Source organism: Amycolatopsis sp. NPDC031561 (assembly GCF_055580625.1).
This window is the reverse complement of the sequence record NZ_JBVILA010000001.1, coordinates 340,618-360,398: the sequence shown is the minus strand read 5'-3', so window position 1 is coordinate 360,398 and position 19,781 is coordinate 340,618. Positions and strand designations below refer to the sequence as shown.

Below are 19,781 nucleotides of genomic sequence, written 5' to 3'. Positions count from 1 at the left end.
CCGCCGCACGCTCTGTACTCGAATGTCACAGAAGCGCGGCGGCAGGACTCTTCCTCGGCCAGGCTCGGTGCCCGCGACGGACGACCCACCCACTCAAGGGTGCGGCCTCACCGTCCCGACCTTCAGGCGAGCGGTCGGTGACCGCCTGCCTGGCACTCGACGGCGTCGAGTGCCAATGCCGTGTTTAGCACTCTCCAGGGTCGAGTGCAAGAACCGCAGGTCAGCGTGGTGCCGCGTCAGTTGCCCGGCTTGATGGAGATCGACGTCGGAGGAGCCTTCGCCGACGACTCCGGGGACTGCGACTGCGAGTCGCCGGGGCCGACCGGGATGTTCGGCGCGGTGGTCTGCGGGCCGTTGCCACTGCTCGAATCACCGAAGACGAGGATCGCCGCGACGATCGCGCCCGCGACCACGAGGACGCCGACGATGATCCAGATCCACTTGGCGCCGCCGCCCTTCTTGGGCTGCTGCTGGAAACCGCCCTGCTGCTGCGGCGGGGGGCCATAGCCGGGGGGCGGGCCTTGCTGGAAGCCACCCTGCTGGAAACCGCCTTGCTGCGGCGGGGGGCCGTAACCCGGGGGCGGGCCCTGCTGGAAACCACCGGGCTGCTGGTAGCCGCCCTGCTGCGGCGGCGGGCCGTACCCGGGCGGAGGGCCTTGCGGCGGGGGACCCTGCGGTCCCGGTCCCTGCTGGCCGTAGCCGGGCTGCTGTCCTCCGTACGGGTGCACGGGGCCCCCCTCTCCCTGTGGCGGCGTGTTCTGCCGTTGCGGTACCGCCTGCTGGACGGTCGCGGCCGCCGCCTGCCCTGGCGGGCCCGGAGGCTCGTTCGACGCCGCGAGCGGACCGAGGGCGCGCCTGGCGGCCGCGATCATCTCAACACAGTTCGGGTAGCGATCGGCGGGATTCTTCGCCATTCCCTTCCGGACGACCTCGTCGATCCCGGCGGGCACGCCGACGATCCGCGAGATGGCCGGGGGCTCGCCGTTCAGGTGCCCCTTGATGACCGTCTGCACGTCGCCCTTGAAGGGCGGGCTGCCGGTCAGGCAGGCGTAGAGGACGCAGGTGAGGGCGTACTGGTCGGTGCGGCCGTCGAGCGGCTCGCCGCGCAGGTGCTCGGGCGCGGCGTAGGTCGGCGAACCGAGGAAGTCTCCGCCGCGGGTGCGGTGTCCGGTGGCGCCGCGGCGGGTCAGGCCGAAGTCGGCGACGTAGACGTGCTCGCGCGAGGTCTCCTTGCTGGTGACCAGGACGTTGGCCGGTTTGACGTCGAGGTGCACCAGACCCCGGTTGTGCAGGGTGTCGAGTGCGTCGGCGACCTGGTCGAGCATGGTGAGCGTGCGGACGGGCGCGATCGGGCCGCCGGAGATCAGCCCGGCGAGGTCCCCGCCGTCGACCATCCGCATGGCGATGTAGAGCATGCCTTCGAGCTCGCCGAAGTCGTACAAGGGCACGACGTTGGCATGGTCGATCGCGGACGTGTTCCGCGCCTCGTCGACGAAGCGTTCGCGGAACTCGGCGTCGGCCCCCAGGTGATCACCGATGACCTTCAGTGCCACCTTGCGTCCGAGCCGCACGTCCGTGGCCTTGTAGGTCACGCTCATGCCGCCCTTGCCGAGCACACCGTCGATGCGGTAGTTGCCCAGCCGGCGACCGGTCAGGTCCCCCGACTCATCGCCTGTCACGCAGCGCAGCCTAACGCGCCAGTTCCGGCGGCTGCCGGGGGTCGGCTGAAGTCTCGGCTAGACCTTGCGCACGTCCGCCGCTTGACTCCGCCCGTCACGGCCGGACTGGACTTCGAATTCCACGCGATCACCCTCGTCGAGCGTCCGGAATCCGTCGGCCTGAATGGCCGAGTAGTGGACGAAGACGTCGGGCCCTTCGGTGGATTCGATGAATCCGTAGCCCTTTTCCGAGTTGAACCATTTGACGGTGCCGACTGCCACTGCGCACTCCCTCAGCACGGGGCCCGCCGGCCTTCTCTGCCCCGGACGGCGGTTTCGAGTGCAGTTCACGCTACCCGAATTACCGGCGTCGGCAATGGTCGATTCGCCCTAAGGTCACCCGCGAGAAAGCCGCCTATTGCGCGCTTGCACCAGGACGCGTCCTGGTCCTGCGAAGTCCAGCGCGAGCCCCTCGCCGGTGCGGACCGACTGCGGGCCCGCCTGGTCGACGGCGCGGAGACGGCACTGCACGGTGTCCGGATAGGCCAGCAGGAAGTCCGGCCGCACGGTGACGAGTTCGCCCGCCGTGAGTTCGAAGGCGTCGACGGGACCCTGCGCGGCCAGCACGAGCGGGCCGCTTCCGCTGTAGTGCTCCAAGAAACCGGAATCGGCCCCGAAGAGCTTCTGCAGCGGCGCCCAGCCGGGGTCCTGCCTGATGGTCGCCGGCCGGGCGAGGATCGCGTCGCGGCTCACGCACCAGCCCGCGCCGCCGGTGAACTCCAGCGGGTAGACGTCGCCGGCGGTCAGCGGCGCGAAGTCGATCCAGCCGCCGCCCTCCGGCGCGTTGAACACCGACGGGGCGGCTTTGCCCGCCCGGGAACCCCCGCGCGCGGGAACGGTTTCGGTGATGCCGAAACTGCTGGCCAGCATGGTGTCCCCGGCGGCCTGGACGGCTTCGCCGGGGGACAGCAGGATGCGGGCGACCCCGAAGTTGGGGGTGTGCCTGGTCTGGACGCGCATGCGCTCAGCGGGCGGGGACCTGGGCGATCACCCAGGCGGACAGCGCCGACGGGTTACGGGTCTGGGTGAGCAGCTGGCCAGGCCCGGCGAAGTCGAAGACGAGGCCTTCGCCGCTCTTCATCGACTGGATGACGCCGGTGGCGACCTTGCGGACCTGGTACTGCACGGTGTCCGCGAACGCGACGACGTGCCCGGTGTCGATGGTGATCACCTCGCCCTGCTGGAGGGTGACCGTCTCCAGCGCGCCGTAGCAGGCCACGACCAGCGGGCCCTGTCCCGTCGCGTGGGTCAGGAAGCCGCCTTCGCCGCCGACGAGGTTCTTGAGCCCGCCCCATTTGGTCTCGGTCTGCACGCCGTGGGAGGACGCGAGCCACGAGCCGCGGGTGACGCACCAGCCGGTGCGGCCGTCGAGGTTGATGATCTGCATGTCGCCCGGCAGGTTCGCGGCGACGTCGACCCAGCCGCCGTTCTGCGGGGCGGTGTAGGTGGAGATGAAGAAGGACTCGCCGGAGAGGAAGGCGCGGCCGAGGCCCTTCATGATGCCGCCCTGCGCCTGTGACTGGACCTGCACGCCGTAGCTCGTCGCCATCATCGCGCCCGACTCGACCTGCGCCGGTTCACCCGGCGCGAGCATGAGCCTCGCCACCGCGAACGATGGCTGGTGACGGATCTGAACCTGCATGTCTTCTTCTCCCCGGTGGTCGTTGTGACGCGCAGAGTCTTGCATGCGGGCCCGGAGGCGGGAGGATGGTCGGCGTGATCTCCGTCGACGCCCACCGTGAGACCGTCACCGGCCTGCTCGGGAACGCCCCCGTCATCAGCCTTCCGCTCGCCTCCGCCGCCGGGCTCGTCCTGGCCGAGGACGTGCTCGCGGGGGTTTCGCTGCCGCCGTTCGACAACTCCGCGATGGACGGTTACGCCGTCCGCGCCGCGGATGTCGCCGAAGTTCCCGTGACGCTTCCCGTCGCCGACGACATCCCCGCCGGCCGCGTCGAGATCGGGGCGCTGGAGCCGGGGACCGCGCACCGGATCATGACCGGCGCGCCGCTGCCGCCCGGCGCGGACGCCGTCGTGATGGTCGAGCACACGGACGGCGGCGTGACCGACGTCCGGATTCTCAGGACAGCCGTCCCGGACGCGCACATCCGGCATCTCGGCGAAGACGTCGTCGAGGGCACGGTGGCGCTGCCCGCCGGAACCGTGCTCGGCCCGGCGCAACTGGGTCTCGCGGCGGCTGTCGGCCTCGCCGAGGTTCCGGTGCGGAGGCCGCTGAAAGTGCTCGTCGTGTCCACCGGCACCGAACTCGTCGACGCGCCGAATCCGTTGCGGCACGGGCAGATCTACGAGTCGAACAGCATCATGCTGGCGTCCGCTATCCGCGCGCTCGGCTGCGAGGCCGAGGTCGTGCGCAGTGTCGTCGACGACGTGGACGAGTTCCGCGCGGTGATCGAGCCGCGGCTGGCGGACGTGGATCTGCTGGTGACCTCGGGCGGAGTCAGCGCGGGGGCCTACGAGGTGGTGAAGGACGCGCTGACCGGGCAGGGCGTGGAATTCCGGAAGGTCGCGATGCAGCCGGGCGGGCCGCAGGGCTGCGGGCGGTGGAACGGTGTGCCGGTGGTGACGTTGCCGGGCAACCCGGTGAGCGTGCTCGTCTCGTTCGAGGCGTTCCTGCGGCCGGCGTTGCTCGCGGCGATGGGGCATTCCGGCGTCGACCGGCGGAAGGTGCGGGCCCGGCTGACCGAGGCGATGAAGTCCCCCGCCGGGCGGCGTCAGTTCCGGCGGGGCTTCTACACGCATTCAGAGGGAGAGGTCACCGGGGTCGTCGGGCCGCGCGGCGGCCCCGGCTCGCATCTGCTGGCGTCGTTCACGCAGGCCAACTGCCTGATCGTGCTGCCGGAGGACGTGGACTCGGCCGAGCAGGGCGACGAGGTGGACGTCCTGCTGCTGTGACCCTCCTGCCGTGTCGCGTTCAGCCCGCTGAACGCGACACGGAGGGGAAGTCGCGGCACCGGCCGATCGGGGTGAACAGCAGGGCCGCGACGGCGATGACCTCGAGCCCGGCCATCAAGCCCAGCGTCTGCCGTACACCGGCGGTCTCACCGAGGATCCCGCCGAGCAGGCCGCCGAGCGCGATCGCGCCGAAGCTGAGCACGGACATGCTCGCGGTGACCCGGCCGAACATCGCCGCCGGGACGTAGCGCTGTTTGAAGGTGGCGTTGAGGACGTTCGAGCCGACGACACCGGCACTGAGCGAGAATCCGGCGGCGACGAAGAAGGCGAGCCCCCAGCCGTCCCGCGCTAGCGGTCCCAGCAACATCATCAGCGCCCCGAAGGCCTCGCAGAGCACGAAGGCCCGCGCGGTGCCGATCCGCGCGGCGAGCTTGCCCGACAACGCGGCTCCGACGACGCCACCCAGACCGGCGAGGGCGAGCACGACTCCGGCGGTACCCACTCCCACGCCGAGATCCCGGACGAGGAACACGACCTCGATCGACTGGTAACCCATGAGCGCGACGTTCGAGATCGCGCCGAAGACCGCGAACACCCGCAGGTACCGGTCGTGGAGGACGAAGTCGAGACCCTCGCGGATCTCGTCCCGCAGTCGCGTCCGCGTCTTGGCCGGGCGCTCCGGTTCGCGGTAGCGGATGGAGCGCAGGCACAGCACGGAGATCCCGAAACTGACGGCGTCGGCGAGCACCCCGGCGACGGCGCCGAACGCGTGGGCGAGCAGACCGGCGAAAGCGGGACCGCCGATCTGCGCGGCGGACTCACTGCCCTGCAGTTTCTCGTTGGCCTCCTGGAGGTCTTCCTTCTCGACCAGGGAAGGCAGGTACGCGCGGTAGGCGACGTTGAAGAACACCTTCGCGACTCCGCCCGCCAGGGCGACGATGAGCAGTTGGGTCATCGTGAGCAGCTCGAACCACGCGGCGATCGGGACGCTCAGGAACACCAGCATGGAGAAGGTGTTGCACGCCAGCATGATCGGCCGTTTCGGCCGCCGGTCGACCCAGGCGCCCGCCGGCAGGCCGATCAACAGCCACGGCAGCCAGGCGGCCGCTGTCAGCAGTCCGACCGCGAACGTACTGGCCTGCAAGGCGACCACGGCGACGAGCGGCAGCGCGACGACCGCGATGGAACTGCCGAGCACGCTGGTCGTCTCGCCGGTCCAGAGCAGCCGGAAATCCCGGGAGCGCAGCAATCCGCCGCGTTCGCGGACGCTCACGGCCGGGCCGGGACGGCTCGGGTGGCGAAGAACACCGGCCTGCGTTCCTGGCCGTCGTCCGGCCGTTCCCGGTCGCTGTACTCCCGGACCAGCGCCTGGATCCGGCCCTCGATTTCGGCCATTTCCGCGACCGAGAGCTTCATCCAGCTGTCGGTGGCGAAGGCGGCTCGATGCCACTCCTCCGGGTAGGTCTCGCGTTCGGCGAACCATTGGCGCGCCATGGAAACCTGGCGTTCGAGGGCGAGGGATTCGGCGGCGGCCGCGACCGGATCGTCGGGGAAGTCCGACGGCGACCAGGACACCGCGTAACCGACGCGGCGCCACCAGCGCTCGCGCCGGTCTCGGGCCAGTTCCGGCGCCTCCTCGACCAGGTCGCTGGCGGCCAGCACCTTCAGATGGTGACTGACGTTCCCGACCGCCTGCCCGGTCCGCTCGGCGAGCACGGACGCCGTGCACGGACCGTCGAGGCGGAGGACGTCGAGCAGGCGGCGGCGCAGCGGGTGGGACATCGCGGCGAGCACCTTCGAATCGTGGACTTCACGCACTTCACGGTCGGCCATAACGCACAACAGTAGTTGCACAACAGCTCTTGTACAAGTCTTCTTGTGCGCTACTCCATCCACGCCGGTAATCTCATGGCATGGGTTTCTTCTCGTGGATCGTGTTCGGCGCCATCGCCGGGTGGCTGGCCAACGTCGTGGTGGGCGGGCCGGACCGCCGTGGCGGCTGCCTGTTCAGCATCCTGGTGGGCGTGCTCGGCGCGGCGCTCGGCGGTTTCATCTACCGCCTCGCGACGGGCACCGAGCGGTCCTTCGAGTTCGACTTTCCCAGCTTCGGCGTGGCCATTCTCGGCTCGATCGTGCTGCTCGCCCTGCTGCGGCTGGTGCGCGGCTCCGGGCGGCGCGACTCGCGGCCGCCGTATCGCCGGTGATCATGGGAGTGACCGTTGGTAACGGTTTTCCCGTGACCGGTGATCACCGACGTCCGGCGAACTAGAGTGGGACTTTCGCTCAGTTCCAGTGGCCGCGTCCGGGTGCATGTGCCGTCGGGGGGCATATGCATCCGGACGCGCGTGCCTCGGCGATGACCGAGACGGCGCGGACGGGGTCGATGAGCGAAGGCATCGGCGCCGCCGAGATGTCCCTCTTCCAGGCTCGGAACAGCTCGGCGAGTCGCTCACCCACGGGGTCCGGGCTGGCGGGCATTCGCGGGTCCTCAAGGTCGGCGATCGGCATCAATTACCTAGAGTTATCGCGTATTTCCACCTTCCGTTACCGGGATGTGGTCCCTCCCACCCGAGCCGGGGAAACCCTTCCGGGGGAGGCCACGGCCCGCCCCTGGACCGGGCGGTAGCGTGGTGGCTCTTCATGCCCCCACCCCCCGACACGAACTGCGGTGAACCCGACCAATGAGCGGCAACCGGCCGGAATCCACTGGAAACCCACTCACGCACGCCGTGAAGCTGGCCCGCGAGACCGTTCCGCCGATGCACCCGGCCGGCAGGCCGTTCGTGTTCGGCGGTCTCGCCGCGACGCTGGTGCTGCGGAAGTTCTCCAAGCGCCTCGGTGTCGTCGGCGCGCTCGCGACGGCCGCCACGGCCGCGTTCTTCCGTGAGCCCAAGCGCGTCCCGCCCGCCCAGTCCGGCCTCGCGGTCGCGTCGGCGGACGGTCTGGTCTCGCTGATCGAGGAGGCCGTGCCGCCGCCCGAGCTGGGCTTGTCCGCCGAGCCGCGGATGCGGGTGAGCGTGTTCCTGTCGGTGTTCGACGTGCACGTCCAGCGGATCCCGGCGTCGGGTGTGATCGAGCGGGTCGCGTACCGGCCCGGGAAGTTCCTGTCGGCGGACCTGGACAAGGCGAGCGAGGACAACGAGCGCAACTCCGTGCTCATGCGCACCGAAGACGGCCACGAGCTCGTCGTGGTGCAGATCGCCGGGCTGGTGGCGCGGCGCATCCTCTGCGAAATCCGCGAGGGCGACAAGGTCGGCGTCGGCTCGACGTACGGCATCATCCGCTTCGGCTCGCGAGTCGACCTGTACCTGCCTCCGGGCAGCAAGGTCCTCGTCTCGAAGGGCCAGCGCACGATCGGCGGCGAGACCCCGATCGCCGAGCTGCCCTCGGCGCCGCACTCGGAAGGCTGATCCATGGTCCGTGTGACCACTCCCGGCGTGCGGCTGCTGCCGAACGCCATCACGGTGCTCGCCCTGTGCGCCGGTCTGTCGTCGGTGCAGTTCGCGCTGATCGGCAACTATCCGATGGCGATCGCGTCGATCGGGATCGCCGCGGTGCTCGACAGCCTCGACGGCCGGATCGCGCGGCTGCTGGACGCGACGTCGAAGATGGGGCAGGAGCTCGACTCGCTGTCCGACGGCATCTCGTTCGGTGTCGCGCCCGCGCTGGTGCTGTACGTCTGGCACGCCGAGGGCGAGCGGATCGGCTGGGTGGCTTCGCTGATCTTCGCGGTCTGCATGATCCTGCGGCTGGCGCGGTTCAACACGCTGATCGAGGACACCGAGCAGCCGCCGTACGCGGGCGAGTTCTTCGTCGGCGTGCCCGCGCCCGCCGGTGGCCTGCTGGCGATGCTGCCGCTGATCCTGGAGCTGCAGTTCGGGCAGGGCTGGTGGTCGCACCAGTACACGGTGTGGGTGTGGACGATCGCCGTGGCCGCGCTGCTGATCAGCCGGATCCCGACGCTTTCGCTGAAGACGGTGAGGGCGCCGGCGAAGGCGATCGCGCCGCTGCTGGTCGGGGTGGGCCTGCTGGCCGCCGCGATCATCCAGTTCCCGCTGGTGGCGCTGGCGATCGCGCTGGTGCTGTACCTGGCGCACATCCCGTACTCGATGTACCGGCAGCGCTGGCTGGCCAAGCACCCGGAGGCGTGGATGGCGCCGCCGCGGGAACGGCGGGCGATCCGCCGTTCCTCGAGCCGCCGACGACTGGGCCTGCGCCCGCCGTTGCGGCGCGTGGTGGCCGGTGCCGCCCAGCGCGTCCGGCTGCAGCGAGGCGAACAGCACGTCGCACGCGCTCCGCGCACCCTCACCAACGACAAGGACCGCGACAACGGGCGGGGCCCTCGGCGCCGCTCGTGGCGCCGGATCGGCCTCCGTAAACGCTGACCCCGCGTTCCCCCACCCCCCGCCCGTCCCAGGGGGACGGCCCCGCGCCCAGCGTATCGAGGCCGACCGACGGGGCCTGGGGAAACGGGGGGCGGGAGCGGGAGTTGTCCACAACGAGGTGACCCTGTGGACAACTTGGGGACAAGTGCGGTGAGTACGTGTCATGAAAGGGTCGTTCAGGACGAAAAGTGTCCTGAACGACCCTTTCATGACATCCGGGACCCGCCACCGAGCCCAGGCGACACCAAAGGTCCCTTGCTCACCGCGCCGAAGCGGCCAGCCCGCCGATCACCAGGTCCAGCTGGAATTCGAAGTCCTGCAGGCAGTCGCCCTCCAGCATCGACGGCAGCACCCGGTGCAGGGCCGGCAGCTCACGCGCGGTCACCAGCCGCTGAAACCACGCGTCGACAGGTTCGGCCCGCTCCTCGGAAACGCCGCCGGAAAGTCCCACGGATTCGGTCAGCACGGCCCCGAACACCAGCCCCATCAGCGATCGGTAGCCCCGCGCGGCACCGCGCTCGTCCAGCCCCGCGTCCAGGAGCGCCTCGAGCATCGCGTCGATGAACTTCAGCGCCCCCACCGAACGCGGGTTGGCCTGATCCGTCGCCAAAGCGCGCACGACGACCGGATAGCGCGAAAACGCCGTGTACAGGCCGGAGGTGAGCGCCCGCAGCCGCGAATCCCAAGGACCGGGAGCGGGCAGCGGGACACCTTCGAAGACCCGCGCGGTCAACCCGTCGAGCAGATCGCCCTTGTTCGCGACGTGGTTGTACAGCGACATCGCCTCGACGCCCAGCTCAGCGGCCAATTTTCGCATCGACAGCCCGGCCAGGCCGTGTTCGCTCGCGAGCCGCAGCGCGGCGTCGAGCACCTTCTCCCTGCTGAGCGCCATGACCCGAATCTACCGCGAGCCACTTACGCCGTAAGTACTTACATCGTATGCTTACGTCGTAAGTCACCCCTGGGAGGAATCATGGACGCCGAAACCCTGCTCACCACCACCCGCTCGGTCCGCCGCAAACTCGACTTCGAGCGCCCGGTGCCCACCGACGTGCTCAAGGACTGCCTCCGGATCGCGCAGCAGGCCCCGGCCGCGGGGAATCTCCTCGACGCCGCGCATTGGGTGGTCGTGACCGACCCCGCCCTGCGCACCCCCATCGCGCGGATCGTCCGCGAAGACGCCATCGCCACGATGAAGCGCTACGAGCATCTCGTCGACCCGTCCGCCTTCACCTCGGCGCGGCACCTCGTCGACAACCTCGACCGTGTCCCGGCGCTGGTGATCCCCTGCCTGACCGGCCGCCCGCCGGAGGGACACATCGAGCAGAGCGCCTACTACGGCTCGTCGTACCCGGCGATCTGGAGCTTCCAGCTCGCCCTGCGCGCCAAGGGCCTCGGCAGCTCGATGTGCGGCTACCACCTCGCCGACCACGAAGCCGACGTCGCCGGGATCCTCGGAATCCCCGGCGACGTCACGCAAATCTCCCTGCTGGCCGTCGCGTACACGACCCAGCGGGACTTCCGGCCCGGCAAGCGGCCGCCACTCGACCGGATCGCGCACTTCAACGGCTGGGCCGCCTGAGCCTGGATAGGGTGATGGGGTGAGCGCACCCCAGATCACGCTGACCGTCCGGCACACCCCGTCCGCCCTGGATTCCCGCCGCGGCGTCGTCCGGCTGCACCCCGAAGTCCTCGACGCGCTCGGCCTGATGGCCTGGGACGCCGTCCGCCTCACCGGCGCGCGGGTCAGTTCCGCGCTGGCCGCCCCGTCGGAGGCGGAGGGGATCCCGGGCGTGATCCTCCTCGACGACGTCACGATGTCGAACCTCGGCGTGACCGAAGGCTCGGAAGTGGTCGTCGCGCCGGCGGAGGTGTCGGCGGCGAAGACGGTCACCGTGTCGGGTTCGCGGATGGCGAGCGTGTCGCTCTCCCCGCACACCCTGCGGCTCGCCCTGATCGGCAAGGTGCTGACCGTCGGCGACGCGGTTTCCCTGCTCCCCCAGGATCTCGCGCCCGCGCCGGGCTCCGACGTCTCCGCGGTCCGCGGCCAGCTTTCCCGCGCCATCGGCATGACGTGGACGAACGAGCTGCTCACCGTCACCGCCACCGAGCCGTCGGGACCGGTCGCCGTCGGACCGTCCACTGTGGTCAGCTGGCGTGACGGTGCCCGCACCGGCGAGGCCGCGCCCGCCGCCGCCCCGGCCCGTGCCGGGACGACCTTGGTGCGCAGCACACCCTCGACTCCGCACGAGGACTTCATCGACGCCGAGATCGTCGAAGACGAACAGCTCGACGAGGTGGCCGAGGAAGCCGTGCCTCCCCTGTCGGACCTCGCCGGATCCGAATCGGCCGCGCGCAAGCTCGCCGAATGGTTCGACCTGGCCTTCCACCGCCCGGAGCTGCTGGCCAAACTCGGGACGTCGGCGCATCTCGGCGTCCTGCTGTCCGGGCCGGAAGGCGTCGGGAAGGCGACTCTGGTCCGCGCCGTGGCACAGGCCGAGAAGGTGCGAGTGGTGTCGCTCGCGGCGCCGAACATCGCCGTTCTGGATCCGAACGTGGCCGCCGCGCGGCTGCGCGAGGCGATCGAGCAGGCCACGCGCGACGAAGACCCCGCCGTCCTGCTGATCACCGACATCGACGCGCTGCTGCCCGCGTCCCAGCCGCCGCCGCTCGCGACGGTCGTCCTCGATGACCTGCGCAAGGCCTTGCGCAGCAAGGGTTTCGCGGTCATCGCCACCACCGGGCGGGCCGAGTCCACCGATCCGAGGCTGCGCGCCGCCGACCTGCTCGACCGCGAACTCGGCCTGCCGCTCCCGGACGCCAAGACCCGCACGGAACTGCTGCGCGTGCTCCTGCGCGACGCTCCGCTGGAGACCGGCGTCGACGTCGGCCCGATCGCCGAACGCACCCCCGGTTTCGTGGCCGCCGACCTCATCGCGCTCCGCCGTGACGCCGCCCTCCGCGCCGCGCTGCGGCAACGTGAGGCGGACGAGCCGCGGATCTCCCAGCAGGACCTGCTCGACGCGCTGACCACCGTCCGCCCGATCTCGATGTCCACTTCGGACAATCTGGCCACCGGCGGGCTCACCCTCGACGACGTCGGCAACATGACCGACGTCAAGCAGTCGCTCACCGAGGCGGTGCTGTGGCCACTGCGCTACCCGGACTCGTTCGCCCGCCTCGGCGTCGACCCGCCGCGCGGCGTGCTCCTCTACGGGCCGCCCGGCGGCGGCAAGACCTTCCTGGTCCGCGCGCTCGCCGGCACCGGCGCGCTGAACGTTTTCGCGGTCAAGGGCGCCGAGCTGATGGACAAATGGGTCGGCGAGTCCGAGCGCGCGGTGCGGGAGCTCTTCCGGCGAGCCTCCGAGGCCGCGCCGTCACTGATCTTCCTCGACGAGATCGACGCGCTCGCCCCGCGCCGCGGTCAGTCCTCGGACTCGGGCGTGTCGGACCGGGTCGTCGCGGCCCTGCTCACCGAGCTGGACGGTGTCGAGCCGATGCGCGAGGTCGTCGTCCTCGGCGCGACGAACCGGCCGGAACTGGTCGACCCGGCCCTGCTGCGGCCGGGACGACTGGAGCGTCGCGTCTACGTCCCGCCGCCGGACGCGCACGCGCGTGAGGCGATCCTGGCCGCCAGCGCGAAGAACACACCGCTCGCGTCCGATGTGGACCTCGCGGCCTATGCGGCCACTTTGGACGGTTACTCGGCGGCGGACTGCGCGGCGCTGATCCGGGAGGCGGCGCTGACCGCGATGCGGGAGTCGCTGGAGGCCAAGGAGGTCACCGCCGCGCATCTGGCGAAGGCGGCCGAGGCCGTGCGGCCGTCGCTCGACCCGGCCCAGCTGGCGGCTCTGGAGGCTTACGCCCAGAACCAGGCGTGAATACGCGAAAGGCCCTCTTCCCATCGCGAGGAAGAGGGCCTTTCGCGTACTCGGCTAAGAGCCGGTCTTGTCGTTGACCTTGTAGTCCTTGGTGACGATCACGATCACACCCGGGCCGATGTTCTGGATCTCCGCGAACCTCGGCTCGGCGCGGAAGCCGAACTCCAGGGCCAGCGCCTTCGCGGCGGCTTCCTCGTCGGTGCCAGGCCGGTAGTAGGCCACGGTCTCGGGGAGCTTGCCCTGGTAGCCCTTGACCTCGGAGACGTTCCAGCCGGAGGCACGGAAGTCCTTCGCGGCCTGCTCGGCGAGACCTTGGATCAGGCTGTTGTTGTAGACGCGCACGGTCACCCACTTGTGCGACGCCTGCTGGTCTCCGCCCGGCTGGCCCGGCCCGGGCTGGCCGGTCTGCCCCGGCTGGCTCGCCGGCGGCGCGGAGCTGGCGGGCGCGCTCGACGGTGGCGCCGACGAGGCGGGCGGTGAGCTGGCCGAAGGCGAGCCCGGAGCCGGACTCGACGGCGGTGTCGCGCCGTCCGAGGTCGTGGGCGTGGTGCCGGGCGGCGTCGCCGTGTCCGAATCACCGCCGCCGGTGGTCAGGGTGATCCCGCCGATCACGGCGGCGATCACGGCGACACCGACCAAGGCCAGTCCGGCGGCCTTCATCGGCCGGGACAGGCCCGAAAACAGACTCATGAGAGATCGATCCCCAGTCGCCGGGCCGCGCGATTGCGCTGCCGGGCCGCTCGCGTCTTTCGCAGGCGCTTCACCAGCATCGGATCGGCCTGCATGGCTTCGGTCTTCTCGAGCAGCCGGTTCAACAGCTGGTAATAACGCGTCGACGACATCGAGAAGCGTTCACGGATGGCCTGTTCCTTCGCGCCGGCGTACTTCCACCACTGCCGTTCGAAAGCGAGCATGTCGAGCTCGCGCTCGCTGAGGCCGTGCACGGTCTCCGACGGGGACGGCTGGTCGGGCTCAGCCATCGACTCCGCGGCGTCCATCCGACTCCTCGCAATCAGGTCAGTGCTCGGCGGCGTGAAACCACAGGCTTGTCATTCCGCGGCGCCATTAGACCACGGATCCGGCGCCCGGCCTCGGTATCGGCGTCGGCGCGTCATGGGTAAGGGTGTACCAGAAGGGTCCGACTAAACTGCGCTCGTGACCGTCCATCCCATCGTGATCGCCGGCGAGCCCGTGCTGCACAACCCGACTCGGGAGATCACCGAGTTCGACGACAAGCTGCGCACGCTCATCGACGACATGTTCGAGACCATGTACGCCGCCGAAGGGGTCGGCCTCGCGGCCAACCAGATCGGCCTCGACCAGCGCGTGTTCGTCTACGACTGCCCCGACGACGAGGGCACCCGCCACAAGGGCGTCGTGGTGAACCCGAAGCTCGAGACCTCGGAGATCCCGGAGACGATGCCGGACCCGGACGACGACTGGGAAGGCTGCCTGTCCGCCCCCGGCGAGTCGTACCCGACCGGCCGCGCTTCGTGGGCGAAGGTCACCGGCTTCGACGCCGACGGCAACCCGATCGAGGTGGAGGGCACCGGCTACCTCGCGCGCTGCCTCCAGCACGAGACCGATCACCTGGACGGCTTCATCTACCTCGACCGGCTGGTCGGGCGCCACGCCCGGGCGGCGAAGAAGATGCTCAAGGCGAACCAGTGGGGCGTTCCGGGCAACTCGTGGCTGCCCGAACCCGAAACCGCCGTCGACTGACCTCTCTGGTGTCAGGAAAGGGGCTTTCAGGACAAAAAATGTCTTGAAAGCCCCTTTCCTGACGTTCAGGGGCCGCTCAACAGCCCAGGAAGTGGCACCGCACCACGCGTGGCTGCTCGATCACCTTCCCGGCCTCCACCGACCAGGCGAGCCGGAGGTACTGGGCGTGCGTCCAGGCCAACGGGGTCGCGGACGCCGTCGGCGTGCCCGCGGGGAAGCCCGTCTGCCCCGAAGGCGCGTTCTCGTCCCAGACCTGCTCCGGCATGGTGTCCCCGGAGCTGCTGACGCGCCCTAGGTCGCGAAGGCGCTTCGCGGCCGTACCCCGGTCACCGGCGGCGAGGTCGTACTCGCCGCGTTCACCCGCGAGCAGGGGCCAGAGTCGCCCGAAGGTGGTCCGGCTTTCGGCAGGGAACGTGTAGTCCCAAGGTGAGCCGTCAGCCTTCTCGCCGTAGCCGTCCTTCGTGTAGCGGTGCCAGAACTGACCCGTCGGGGTGGTGAACGCGATGTCGGCGTCGGTGACCTTGACGCTGTTGCGGATCACCGGATCGTCGGCCCGGTAGATGCCCAGCCTCACCAGTTCGAGGAAGCCCGCGTCGGTCACGGCACGCTGGTCCATCGTGACGCTGGAGTTGCCGAGGTTGTACTTCGTGCCGTTGTCCGCGTTGCCGTCCTTGGTCAGCCGGACGAAGTACGGGTCCTTCGACAGCGGACCGTTCGTGGTCACCGTCCACCGGGCGAGTTTCGCCTTGAACGCGTCGGCGGTGTCGAGGTAGCGCTTCGCGTCGGCGGCCGCGCCGTTCGCCTTGGCGAGATCCGCCGCGCAGACCAGTCCGGCGATCACCGCGGCGATCGTCGAAGGCGAGTAGCCGTCCTGCTCTTCCCAGCGTTCCTGCTGGCTGTACGGCGACGCGTGGCCGTTGTCCGCCTTGTAGGACAGCAGGAATTCCGCCGCCTTGCGCACGCCCTGCCAGGTTTTGGCGTCGGTGCGGCCGAGTTGCTGCGCGAGCACGATCGGCAGCGCGGTCTCGTCGAGCTGGATGGACGTCCAGTACGGCGTGCCGTCGACGTGACTGTTCTGTGGCAGGTGCCCGTCCGGAAGCTGCTGTGTGCCGAACATGTAGTCGACCGACCGGTTGGCGGCGTCGCGATCACCGGCGGCGAGCAGGCCGGTCGCGATCTGGTAGAGGTCACGGGGCCAGACCAGGTGATAGGTGCCCGACGGCGACCACTCCGGGTCGTTGTTACCGAACCGCCACGGCATGCTCGGCGACGCGATGAGCGCCCCCTGGTGGATCTTGTCCTCGCTGGCCGCGAGCATCAGCACGGACGCCTTGTAGAGGTCCCGTTCCTTCTTGGTCTTGAGGGACGACGGGACGTCCTTCACCTGGCGGAGGTACTGCTTCCAGCCGCGGTCGTACGCGCGGGCGGCGTCGGCGAATCCGCGCCGTAGCGAGGCTTTCGCGTTGGTGAGTGCTTCGGAGTCCTTCGCGCCCATGCCGAGCGAGAGCGTGAAGTCCCGCGAGCGGACACCATCGGCGGACGTCCGCCCGGTGAGCAGCACGTTGCCCTTCGCCGCGCTCGCGTAATCCTTGAGCGCGAAGGACTTCGTCAGCTGGGTGATGCCGTCGGAGGAACCCGCGTACCCCACGGAAGTGTGCGAGAACGCCGGTTCCGCGGTCAGCGCGGCCGCGGTCTTCGCGTCGGACGCGACCGCGTTCGCCACGCCGGATCGCGCGGAGTCGTCGGAGCCTTCGTTGGTGAGATCCGGGTCCGCGACCGCGTACACCTGGTACGGGCGGCCGGTCAGCGAGACGAAGTCGACGTCGATCAGCACACTCGTGCGAGCCGGGTCGGTGACGTAGGTCTTGCGCACTTTCCAGCGGCGCCGGTCGTCGGTGATGGTCTGCTCGTAGGTGAGGCCGTCCGCGCCGGTGCGCCGCACCTGCTGCGACTTGGCCGAAGAGTCGACGGTGGCGAAGCTCTTCCCGTCGGTGACGACGAGGTCCAGCGAGCGGACGCTCGGCGTGGACAGATCCGGGTAGTAGACCTCGGACATCCGGCCACCCTGGAGGGTGAACCAGACGTTGCTCGCCCGGTCACGGGCGGTGCCGAAGCCGGTCTTGTCCGCCGGGAGCCAGCTCGGATGGGCGCCGGGCGCTCCGGGCGCCTCACCGCCCTGTGTTTCACTGCCCTGGGCCTCGGCGACCGCCGGGACCAGCCCCGCGATCAGTACGCCTGCCAGTGCCGGGAGCACGAGTTTTCGCATAACCACCCCAGACTTCTGTAACGGTGCAGAACCTTCGGGATTCTGTCGTGAATCCTCCGCGAGCACATGCTCCAAACCGGTGAACCGCTAACGCTGTCGACATGTCGATCACGCATCTAGAGGACTGGTTGCGGTAGATGCGCGCGCATGAACCGCAACCAGTCCTCTAGATGCGGCTTCGGAGTGACCGATCCCCTGGAGGGTTGATTGTCCGAGCCCCGGCGTGGCATGGTCGGGGCACAACCAAACAACGCGGGAGCTCGCGCCATGGCGGGCTGAGAGGGCGGCTGGTGTCTTTCTAGAAGACCCGGCGCCGCCGACCGCATGAACCTGACCGGGTAATGCCGGCGTAGGGAGTGAACGTCGTTGACGACGCTTGAAAACGGTGCCCAGAACGTCACGCCGACCGTGACCACCGGGCCGATCACCGGTTCCCACAAGGTCTACAACCAGACGGAATCCGGTCTCCGGGTCCCCGCGAGGCGGATCGATCTTTCCAACGGCGAGCATTTCGACGTTTACGATACTTCCGGCCCGTACACCGACGACGACGCGCAGATCGATGTCCACAGTGGACTGCACCGGCTGCGCGCCGGCTGGGCGGACGGCCGTGCGCACAACACCCAGCTGGGCTGGGCGAAACAGGGCGTCATCACCCGCGAGATGGAGTACGTCGCGGCACGCGAGCGCTGCTCGCCGGAATTCGTGCGGGACGAGGTCGCGCGCGGTCGCGCGGTGATCCCCGCCAACCGCAAGCACCCGGAGTCCGAGCCGATGATCATCGGCAAGAAGTTCCTGGTGAAGATCAACGCCAACATGGGCAACTCGGCCGTCTGGTCGTCCGTGGAGGAAGAGGTCGACAAGATGGTGTGGGCCACCCGCTGGGGTGCCGACACGATCATGGACCTCTCCACCGGCAAGCGGATCCACGAGACCCGCGAGTGGATCGTCCGCAACTCGCCGGTCCCGGTCGGCACCGTGCCGATCTACCAGGCGCTGGAAAAGGTCGACGGGGAGCCGGAAAAACTGTCGTGGGAGGTCTACCGCGACACGATCATCGAGCAGTGCGAACAGGGCGTCGACTACGTCACCGTGCACGCGGGCGTCCTGCTGCGCTACATCCCGCTGACCGCGCGCCGGGTCACCGGCATCGTCTCGCGCGGTGGCTCGATCATGGCGGCGTGGTGCCTCGCGCACCACAAGGAATCGTTCCTGTACACCAACTTCGCCGAGCTCTGCGAGATCCTGCGCGAGTACGACGTCACCTTCTCCCTCGGTGACGGCCTGCGTCCCGGCTCGATCGCCGACGCGAACGACCGCGCGCAGTTCGCCGAACTGGAGACGCTGGGCGAGCTCACGCACATCGCGCGCGAGCACGACGTCCAGGTGATGATCGAGGGCCCCGGCCACGTGCCGATGCACAAGATCAAGGAGAACGTCGAACTCGAGGAGAAGCTGACCGGCGAGGCGCCGTTCTACACCCTCGGCCCGCTCACGACCGACATCGCGCCGGCGTACGACCACATCACCTCGGCCATCGGCGCGGCGCAGATCGGCTGGTACGGCACGGCGATGCTCTGCTACGTCACGCCGAAGGAGCACCTAGGCCTGCCCAACCGCGACGACGTCAAGACCGGGGTGATCACCTACAAGATCGCCGCACACGCCGCCGACCTCGCCAAGGGGCACCAGTACGCGCAGGAGTGGGACGACGAGCTTTCCAAGGCCCGCTTCGAATTCCGCTGGAACGACCAGTTCAACCTGTCGCTGGACCCCGACACCGCCCGCGCGTACCACGACGAGACGCTGCCCGCGGAACCGGCGAAGACGGCGCACTTCTGCTCGATGTGCGGGCCGAAGTTCTGCTCGATGCGCATCACCCAGGACGTCCGCAAGTACGCCGAGGAACACGGACTGTCCACTGTGGAAGCCATCGAAGCCGGTATGTCGGAGAAGTCGAACGAGTTCGCCGAGCAGGGCAACAAGGTCTACCTGCCGGTGGTCAATCAGTGACACACGCCGACGCACTCTCTCCCGCGGAGGCGTCATGAACACGGCACCCAGGACCGCCCTCACCATCGCCGGATCGGATTCCGGTGGTGGTGCGGGCATCCAGGCCGACCTGCGCACCTTCTTCGCCAACGGCGTGCACGGGATGGTCGCGCTCACCGCGGTCACCGTGCAGAACTCGCTGGGCGTGCAGGGTTTCAGCGAGATCCCGGTCGACGTCGTCACCGGCCAGATCAAGGCCGTCGCCGTCGACATGGGTGTCGACGCCGCCAAGACCGGGATGCTCGCGACGGCGGAGATCATCAACGCCGTCGCCAAGACGCTCGACGAGGTCCACATCGGACGGAACACGCCGACGCCGTTCGTCGTGGACCCTGTCGCCGCGTCGATGACCGGGCACGCGCTGCTGCGCGAGGAAGCGCTGGAGGCGATCCGCACCGAACTCTTCCCGCGCGCGACGCTGATCACCCCGAACCTCGACGAGGTGCGGCTGCTGACCGGCGTGCACGTGACAGGGCCCGCGACGCAGCGGGAGGCGGCGGAAGCGCTGCTGGAGTTCGGTTCGGAATGGGTACTGGTGAAGGGCGGGCATCTCGACGCGGCCCAGGACTGCGTGGACCTGTTGTCCGACGGCACGTCTTGGGTCGAGTTGAGCGGACCGCGGTTCGACACGCGGAACACGCACGGCGGCGGGGACACGATGGCCTCGGCGATCACTTCATCGCTGGCGAAGGGTTCCGACGTGCCCACCGCGGTCGCCGAAGGGAAACGGTTCATCGAGCGTTGTGTGGCGGAGTCGTATCCGCTGGGGGCGGGCGTGGGTCCGGTTTCACCCTTTTGGCGGCTCAGCGACGCTTGAGGCGTGCTATGAAAGGCCCGTTACTTGCAA

Annotated in this window: 19 protein-coding genes and 1 riboswitch; of the genes, 9 read left to right on the top strand and 10 right to left on the bottom strand. The window is 69.4% G+C overall.

The genetic code is table 11. The annotated features are described in order from the left end of the window. Positions 1 to 236: 236 nt before the first annotated feature. The 4 genes from ACZ5IK_RS01745 to ACZ5IK_RS01730 form a co-directional block, all read right to left on the bottom strand. Positions 237 to 1,679: a serine/threonine-protein kinase gene (locus tag ACZ5IK_RS01745; RefSeq protein ID WP_465486116.1), complete on the bottom strand. Its 1,443-nt coding sequence runs from the start codon at positions 1,677 to 1,679 to the stop codon at positions 237 to 239. A 57-nt stretch (positions 1,680 to 1,736) separates the two neighbouring features. Continuing rightward, on the bottom strand, positions 1,737 to 1,940 hold the full coding sequence (locus tag ACZ5IK_RS01740; RefSeq protein WP_076160121.1) for a cold-shock protein: 204 nt from the start codon (positions 1,938 to 1,940) through the stop codon (positions 1,737 to 1,739). 114 nt (positions 1,941 to 2,054) lie between these two features. Further along, entirely contained in the window at positions 2,055 to 2,678 is a 624-nt protein-coding gene (locus tag ACZ5IK_RS01735) for an AIM24 family protein (protein WP_101610924.1), read from the bottom strand. A 4-nt stretch (positions 2,679 to 2,682) separates the two neighbouring features. Beyond that, entirely contained in the window at positions 2,683 to 3,360 is a 678-nt protein-coding gene (locus tag ACZ5IK_RS01730) for a TIGR00266 family protein (RefSeq protein WP_101610925.1), read from the bottom strand. Between the two features lie 74 nt (positions 3,361 to 3,434). On the opposite strand from ACZ5IK_RS01730, the gene moeA reads away from it, so the two are divergent. Continuing rightward, positions 3,435 to 4,628, top strand: coding sequence for a molybdopterin molybdotransferase MoeA (moeA, locus tag ACZ5IK_RS01725; protein WP_465486115.1), 1,194 nt, complete (start codon positions 3,435 to 3,437; stop codon positions 4,626 to 4,628). 19 nt (positions 4,629 to 4,647) lie between these two features. Here moeA and ACZ5IK_RS01720 read toward each other — a convergent pair whose 3' ends face one another. Then, entirely contained in the window at positions 4,648 to 5,901 is a 1,254-nt protein-coding gene (locus ACZ5IK_RS01720) for an MFS transporter (protein ID WP_465486114.1), read from the bottom strand. Next, positions 5,898 to 6,461, bottom strand: a complete 564-nt coding sequence (locus ACZ5IK_RS01715; RefSeq protein ID WP_465486113.1) for an ArsR/SmtB family transcription factor — start codon at positions 6,459 to 6,461, stop codon at positions 5,898 to 5,900. Before ACZ5IK_RS01715 ends, ACZ5IK_RS01720 begins: the two co-directional genes overlap by 4 nt. Positions 6,462 to 6,541: 80 nt before the next feature. Between ACZ5IK_RS01715 and ACZ5IK_RS01710 the strand changes: the two genes are divergently transcribed. From ACZ5IK_RS01710 to pssA, 3 genes are all read left to right on the top strand, one after another. Next, positions 6,542 to 6,832, top strand: a complete 291-nt coding sequence (locus ACZ5IK_RS01710) for a GlsB/YeaQ/YmgE family stress response membrane protein (protein ID WP_101610928.1) — start codon at positions 6,542 to 6,544, stop codon at positions 6,830 to 6,832. A 477-nt stretch (positions 6,833 to 7,309) separates the two neighbouring features. Further along, on the top strand, positions 7,310 to 8,038 hold the full coding sequence (locus tag ACZ5IK_RS01705) for a phosphatidylserine decarboxylase (protein WP_465486112.1): 729 nt from the start codon (positions 7,310 to 7,312) through the stop codon (positions 8,036 to 8,038). Between the two features lie 3 nt (positions 8,039 to 8,041). Further along, the gene (pssA, locus tag ACZ5IK_RS01700; protein WP_465486111.1) at positions 8,042 to 9,013 is read left to right on the top strand and encodes a CDP-diacylglycerol--serine O-phosphatidyltransferase; all 972 of its coding nucleotides are present in this window, start codon (positions 8,042 to 8,044) and stop codon (positions 9,011 to 9,013) included. 259 nt (positions 9,014 to 9,272) lie between these two features. Here the strand turns inward: pssA and ACZ5IK_RS01695 are convergent, their stop codons facing one another. Further along, positions 9,273 to 9,905 (bottom strand): TetR/AcrR family transcriptional regulator C-terminal domain-containing protein, encoded by a 633-nt coding sequence (locus tag ACZ5IK_RS01695; protein ID WP_465486110.1) that lies wholly within the window; start codon positions 9,903 to 9,905, stop codon positions 9,273 to 9,275. An 81-nt stretch (positions 9,906 to 9,986) separates the two neighbouring features. On the opposite strand from ACZ5IK_RS01695, the gene ACZ5IK_RS01690 reads away from it, so the two are divergent. Together ACZ5IK_RS01690 and ACZ5IK_RS01685 are read left to right on the top strand one after the other, a co-directional pair. Further along, the gene (locus ACZ5IK_RS01690) at positions 9,987 to 10,595 is read left to right on the top strand and encodes a nitroreductase family protein (RefSeq protein ID WP_465486109.1); all 609 of its coding nucleotides are present in this window, start codon (positions 9,987 to 9,989) and stop codon (positions 10,593 to 10,595) included. A 19-nt stretch (positions 10,596 to 10,614) separates the two neighbouring features. Next, positions 10,615 to 12,894, top strand: coding sequence for an AAA family ATPase (locus tag ACZ5IK_RS01685; protein ID WP_465486108.1), 2,280 nt, complete (start codon positions 10,615 to 10,617; stop codon positions 12,892 to 12,894). Positions 12,895 to 12,948: 54 nt separating this feature from the next. On the opposite strand, the gene ACZ5IK_RS01680 is transcribed toward ACZ5IK_RS01685, so the two are convergent. Together ACZ5IK_RS01680 and ACZ5IK_RS01675 are read right to left on the bottom strand one after the other, a co-directional pair. Continuing rightward, positions 12,949 to 13,584 carry a LytR C-terminal domain-containing protein gene (locus ACZ5IK_RS01680; RefSeq protein ID WP_465486107.1) on the bottom strand — a complete coding sequence of 212 codons (636 nt, stop codon included), beginning with the start codon at positions 13,582 to 13,584 and terminating at the stop codon, positions 12,949 to 12,951. Continuing rightward, positions 13,581 to 13,892, bottom strand: coding sequence for a DUF3263 domain-containing protein (locus ACZ5IK_RS01675; protein WP_101610936.1), 312 nt, complete (start codon positions 13,890 to 13,892; stop codon positions 13,581 to 13,583). Before ACZ5IK_RS01675 ends, ACZ5IK_RS01680 begins: the two co-directional genes overlap by 4 nt. Before the next feature lie 157 nt (positions 13,893 to 14,049). Here ACZ5IK_RS01675 and ACZ5IK_RS01670 point away from each other — a divergent pair, with 157 nt between their 5' ends. Further along, a complete protein-coding gene (locus ACZ5IK_RS01670; RefSeq protein WP_465486106.1) occupies positions 14,050 to 14,616 on the top strand; it encodes a peptide deformylase in 567 nt (188 codons plus the stop codon). A 76-nt stretch (positions 14,617 to 14,692) separates the two neighbouring features. Here the strand turns inward: ACZ5IK_RS01670 and ACZ5IK_RS01665 are convergent, their stop codons facing one another. Continuing rightward, positions 14,693 to 16,882, bottom strand: coding sequence for a glycoside hydrolase family 15 protein (locus tag ACZ5IK_RS01665; RefSeq protein ID WP_465486105.1), 2,190 nt, complete (start codon positions 16,880 to 16,882; stop codon positions 14,693 to 14,695). Positions 16,883 to 17,124: 242 nt separating this feature from the next. Further along, positions 17,125 to 17,255, top strand: a riboswitch (TPP riboswitch). Between ACZ5IK_RS01665 and thiC the strand changes: the two genes are divergently transcribed. After that, positions 17,249 to 18,895 (top strand): phosphomethylpyrimidine synthase ThiC, encoded by a 1,647-nt coding sequence (thiC, locus tag ACZ5IK_RS01660; RefSeq protein ID WP_465486104.1) that lies wholly within the window; start codon positions 17,249 to 17,251, stop codon positions 18,893 to 18,895. (Overlaps the previous riboswitch by 7 nt.) 34 nt (positions 18,896 to 18,929) lie before the next feature. Beyond that, positions 18,930 to 19,751: a bifunctional hydroxymethylpyrimidine kinase/phosphomethylpyrimidine kinase gene (thiD, locus tag ACZ5IK_RS01655; RefSeq protein ID WP_465486103.1), complete on the top strand. Its 822-nt coding sequence runs from the start codon at positions 18,930 to 18,932 to the stop codon at positions 19,749 to 19,751. Positions 19,752 to 19,781: the final 30 nt, after the last annotated feature.

Excerpts from the sequence above, each read along its gene's own strand:
- ACZ5IK_RS01735 (WP_101610924.1), bottom strand. The coding sequence starts at position 2,678 with ATGCGCGTCCAGACCAGGCACACCCCCAACTTCGGGGTCGCCCGCATC.
- ACZ5IK_RS01730 (WP_101610925.1), bottom strand. The coding sequence starts at position 3,360 with ATGCAGGTTCAGATCCGTCACCAGCCATCGTTCGCGGTGGCGAGGCTC.
- ACZ5IK_RS01715 (WP_465486113.1), bottom strand. The coding sequence starts at position 6,461 with ATGGCCGACCGTGAAGTGCGTGAAGTCCACGATTCGAAGGTGCTCGCC.
- ACZ5IK_RS01710 (WP_101610928.1), top strand. The coding sequence starts at position 6,542 with ATGGGTTTCTTCTCGTGGATCGTGTTCGGCGCCATCGCCGGGTGGCTG.
- ACZ5IK_RS01705 (WP_465486112.1), top strand. The coding sequence starts at position 7,310 with ATGAGCGGCAACCGGCCGGAATCCACTGGAAACCCACTCACGCACGCC.
- pssA (WP_465486111.1), top strand. The coding sequence starts at position 8,042 with ATGGTCCGTGTGACCACTCCCGGCGTGCGGCTGCTGCCGAACGCCATC.
- ACZ5IK_RS01695 (WP_465486110.1), bottom strand. The coding sequence starts at position 9,905 with ATGGCGCTCAGCAGGGAGAAGGTGCTCGACGCCGCGCTGCGGCTCGCG.
- ACZ5IK_RS01690 (WP_465486109.1), top strand. The coding sequence starts at position 9,987 with ATGGACGCCGAAACCCTGCTCACCACCACCCGCTCGGTCCGCCGCAAA.
- ACZ5IK_RS01680 (WP_465486107.1), bottom strand. The coding sequence starts at position 13,584 with ATGAGTCTGTTTTCGGGCCTGTCCCGGCCGATGAAGGCCGCCGGACTG.
- ACZ5IK_RS01675 (WP_101610936.1), bottom strand. The coding sequence starts at position 13,892 with ATGGACGCCGCGGAGTCGATGGCTGAGCCCGACCAGCCGTCCCCGTCG.
- ACZ5IK_RS01665 (WP_465486105.1), bottom strand. The coding sequence starts at position 16,882 with ATGCGAAAACTCGTGCTCCCGGCACTGGCAGGCGTACTGATCGCGGGG.
- thiD (WP_465486103.1), top strand. The coding sequence starts at position 18,930 with ATGAACACGGCACCCAGGACCGCCCTCACCATCGCCGGATCGGATTCC.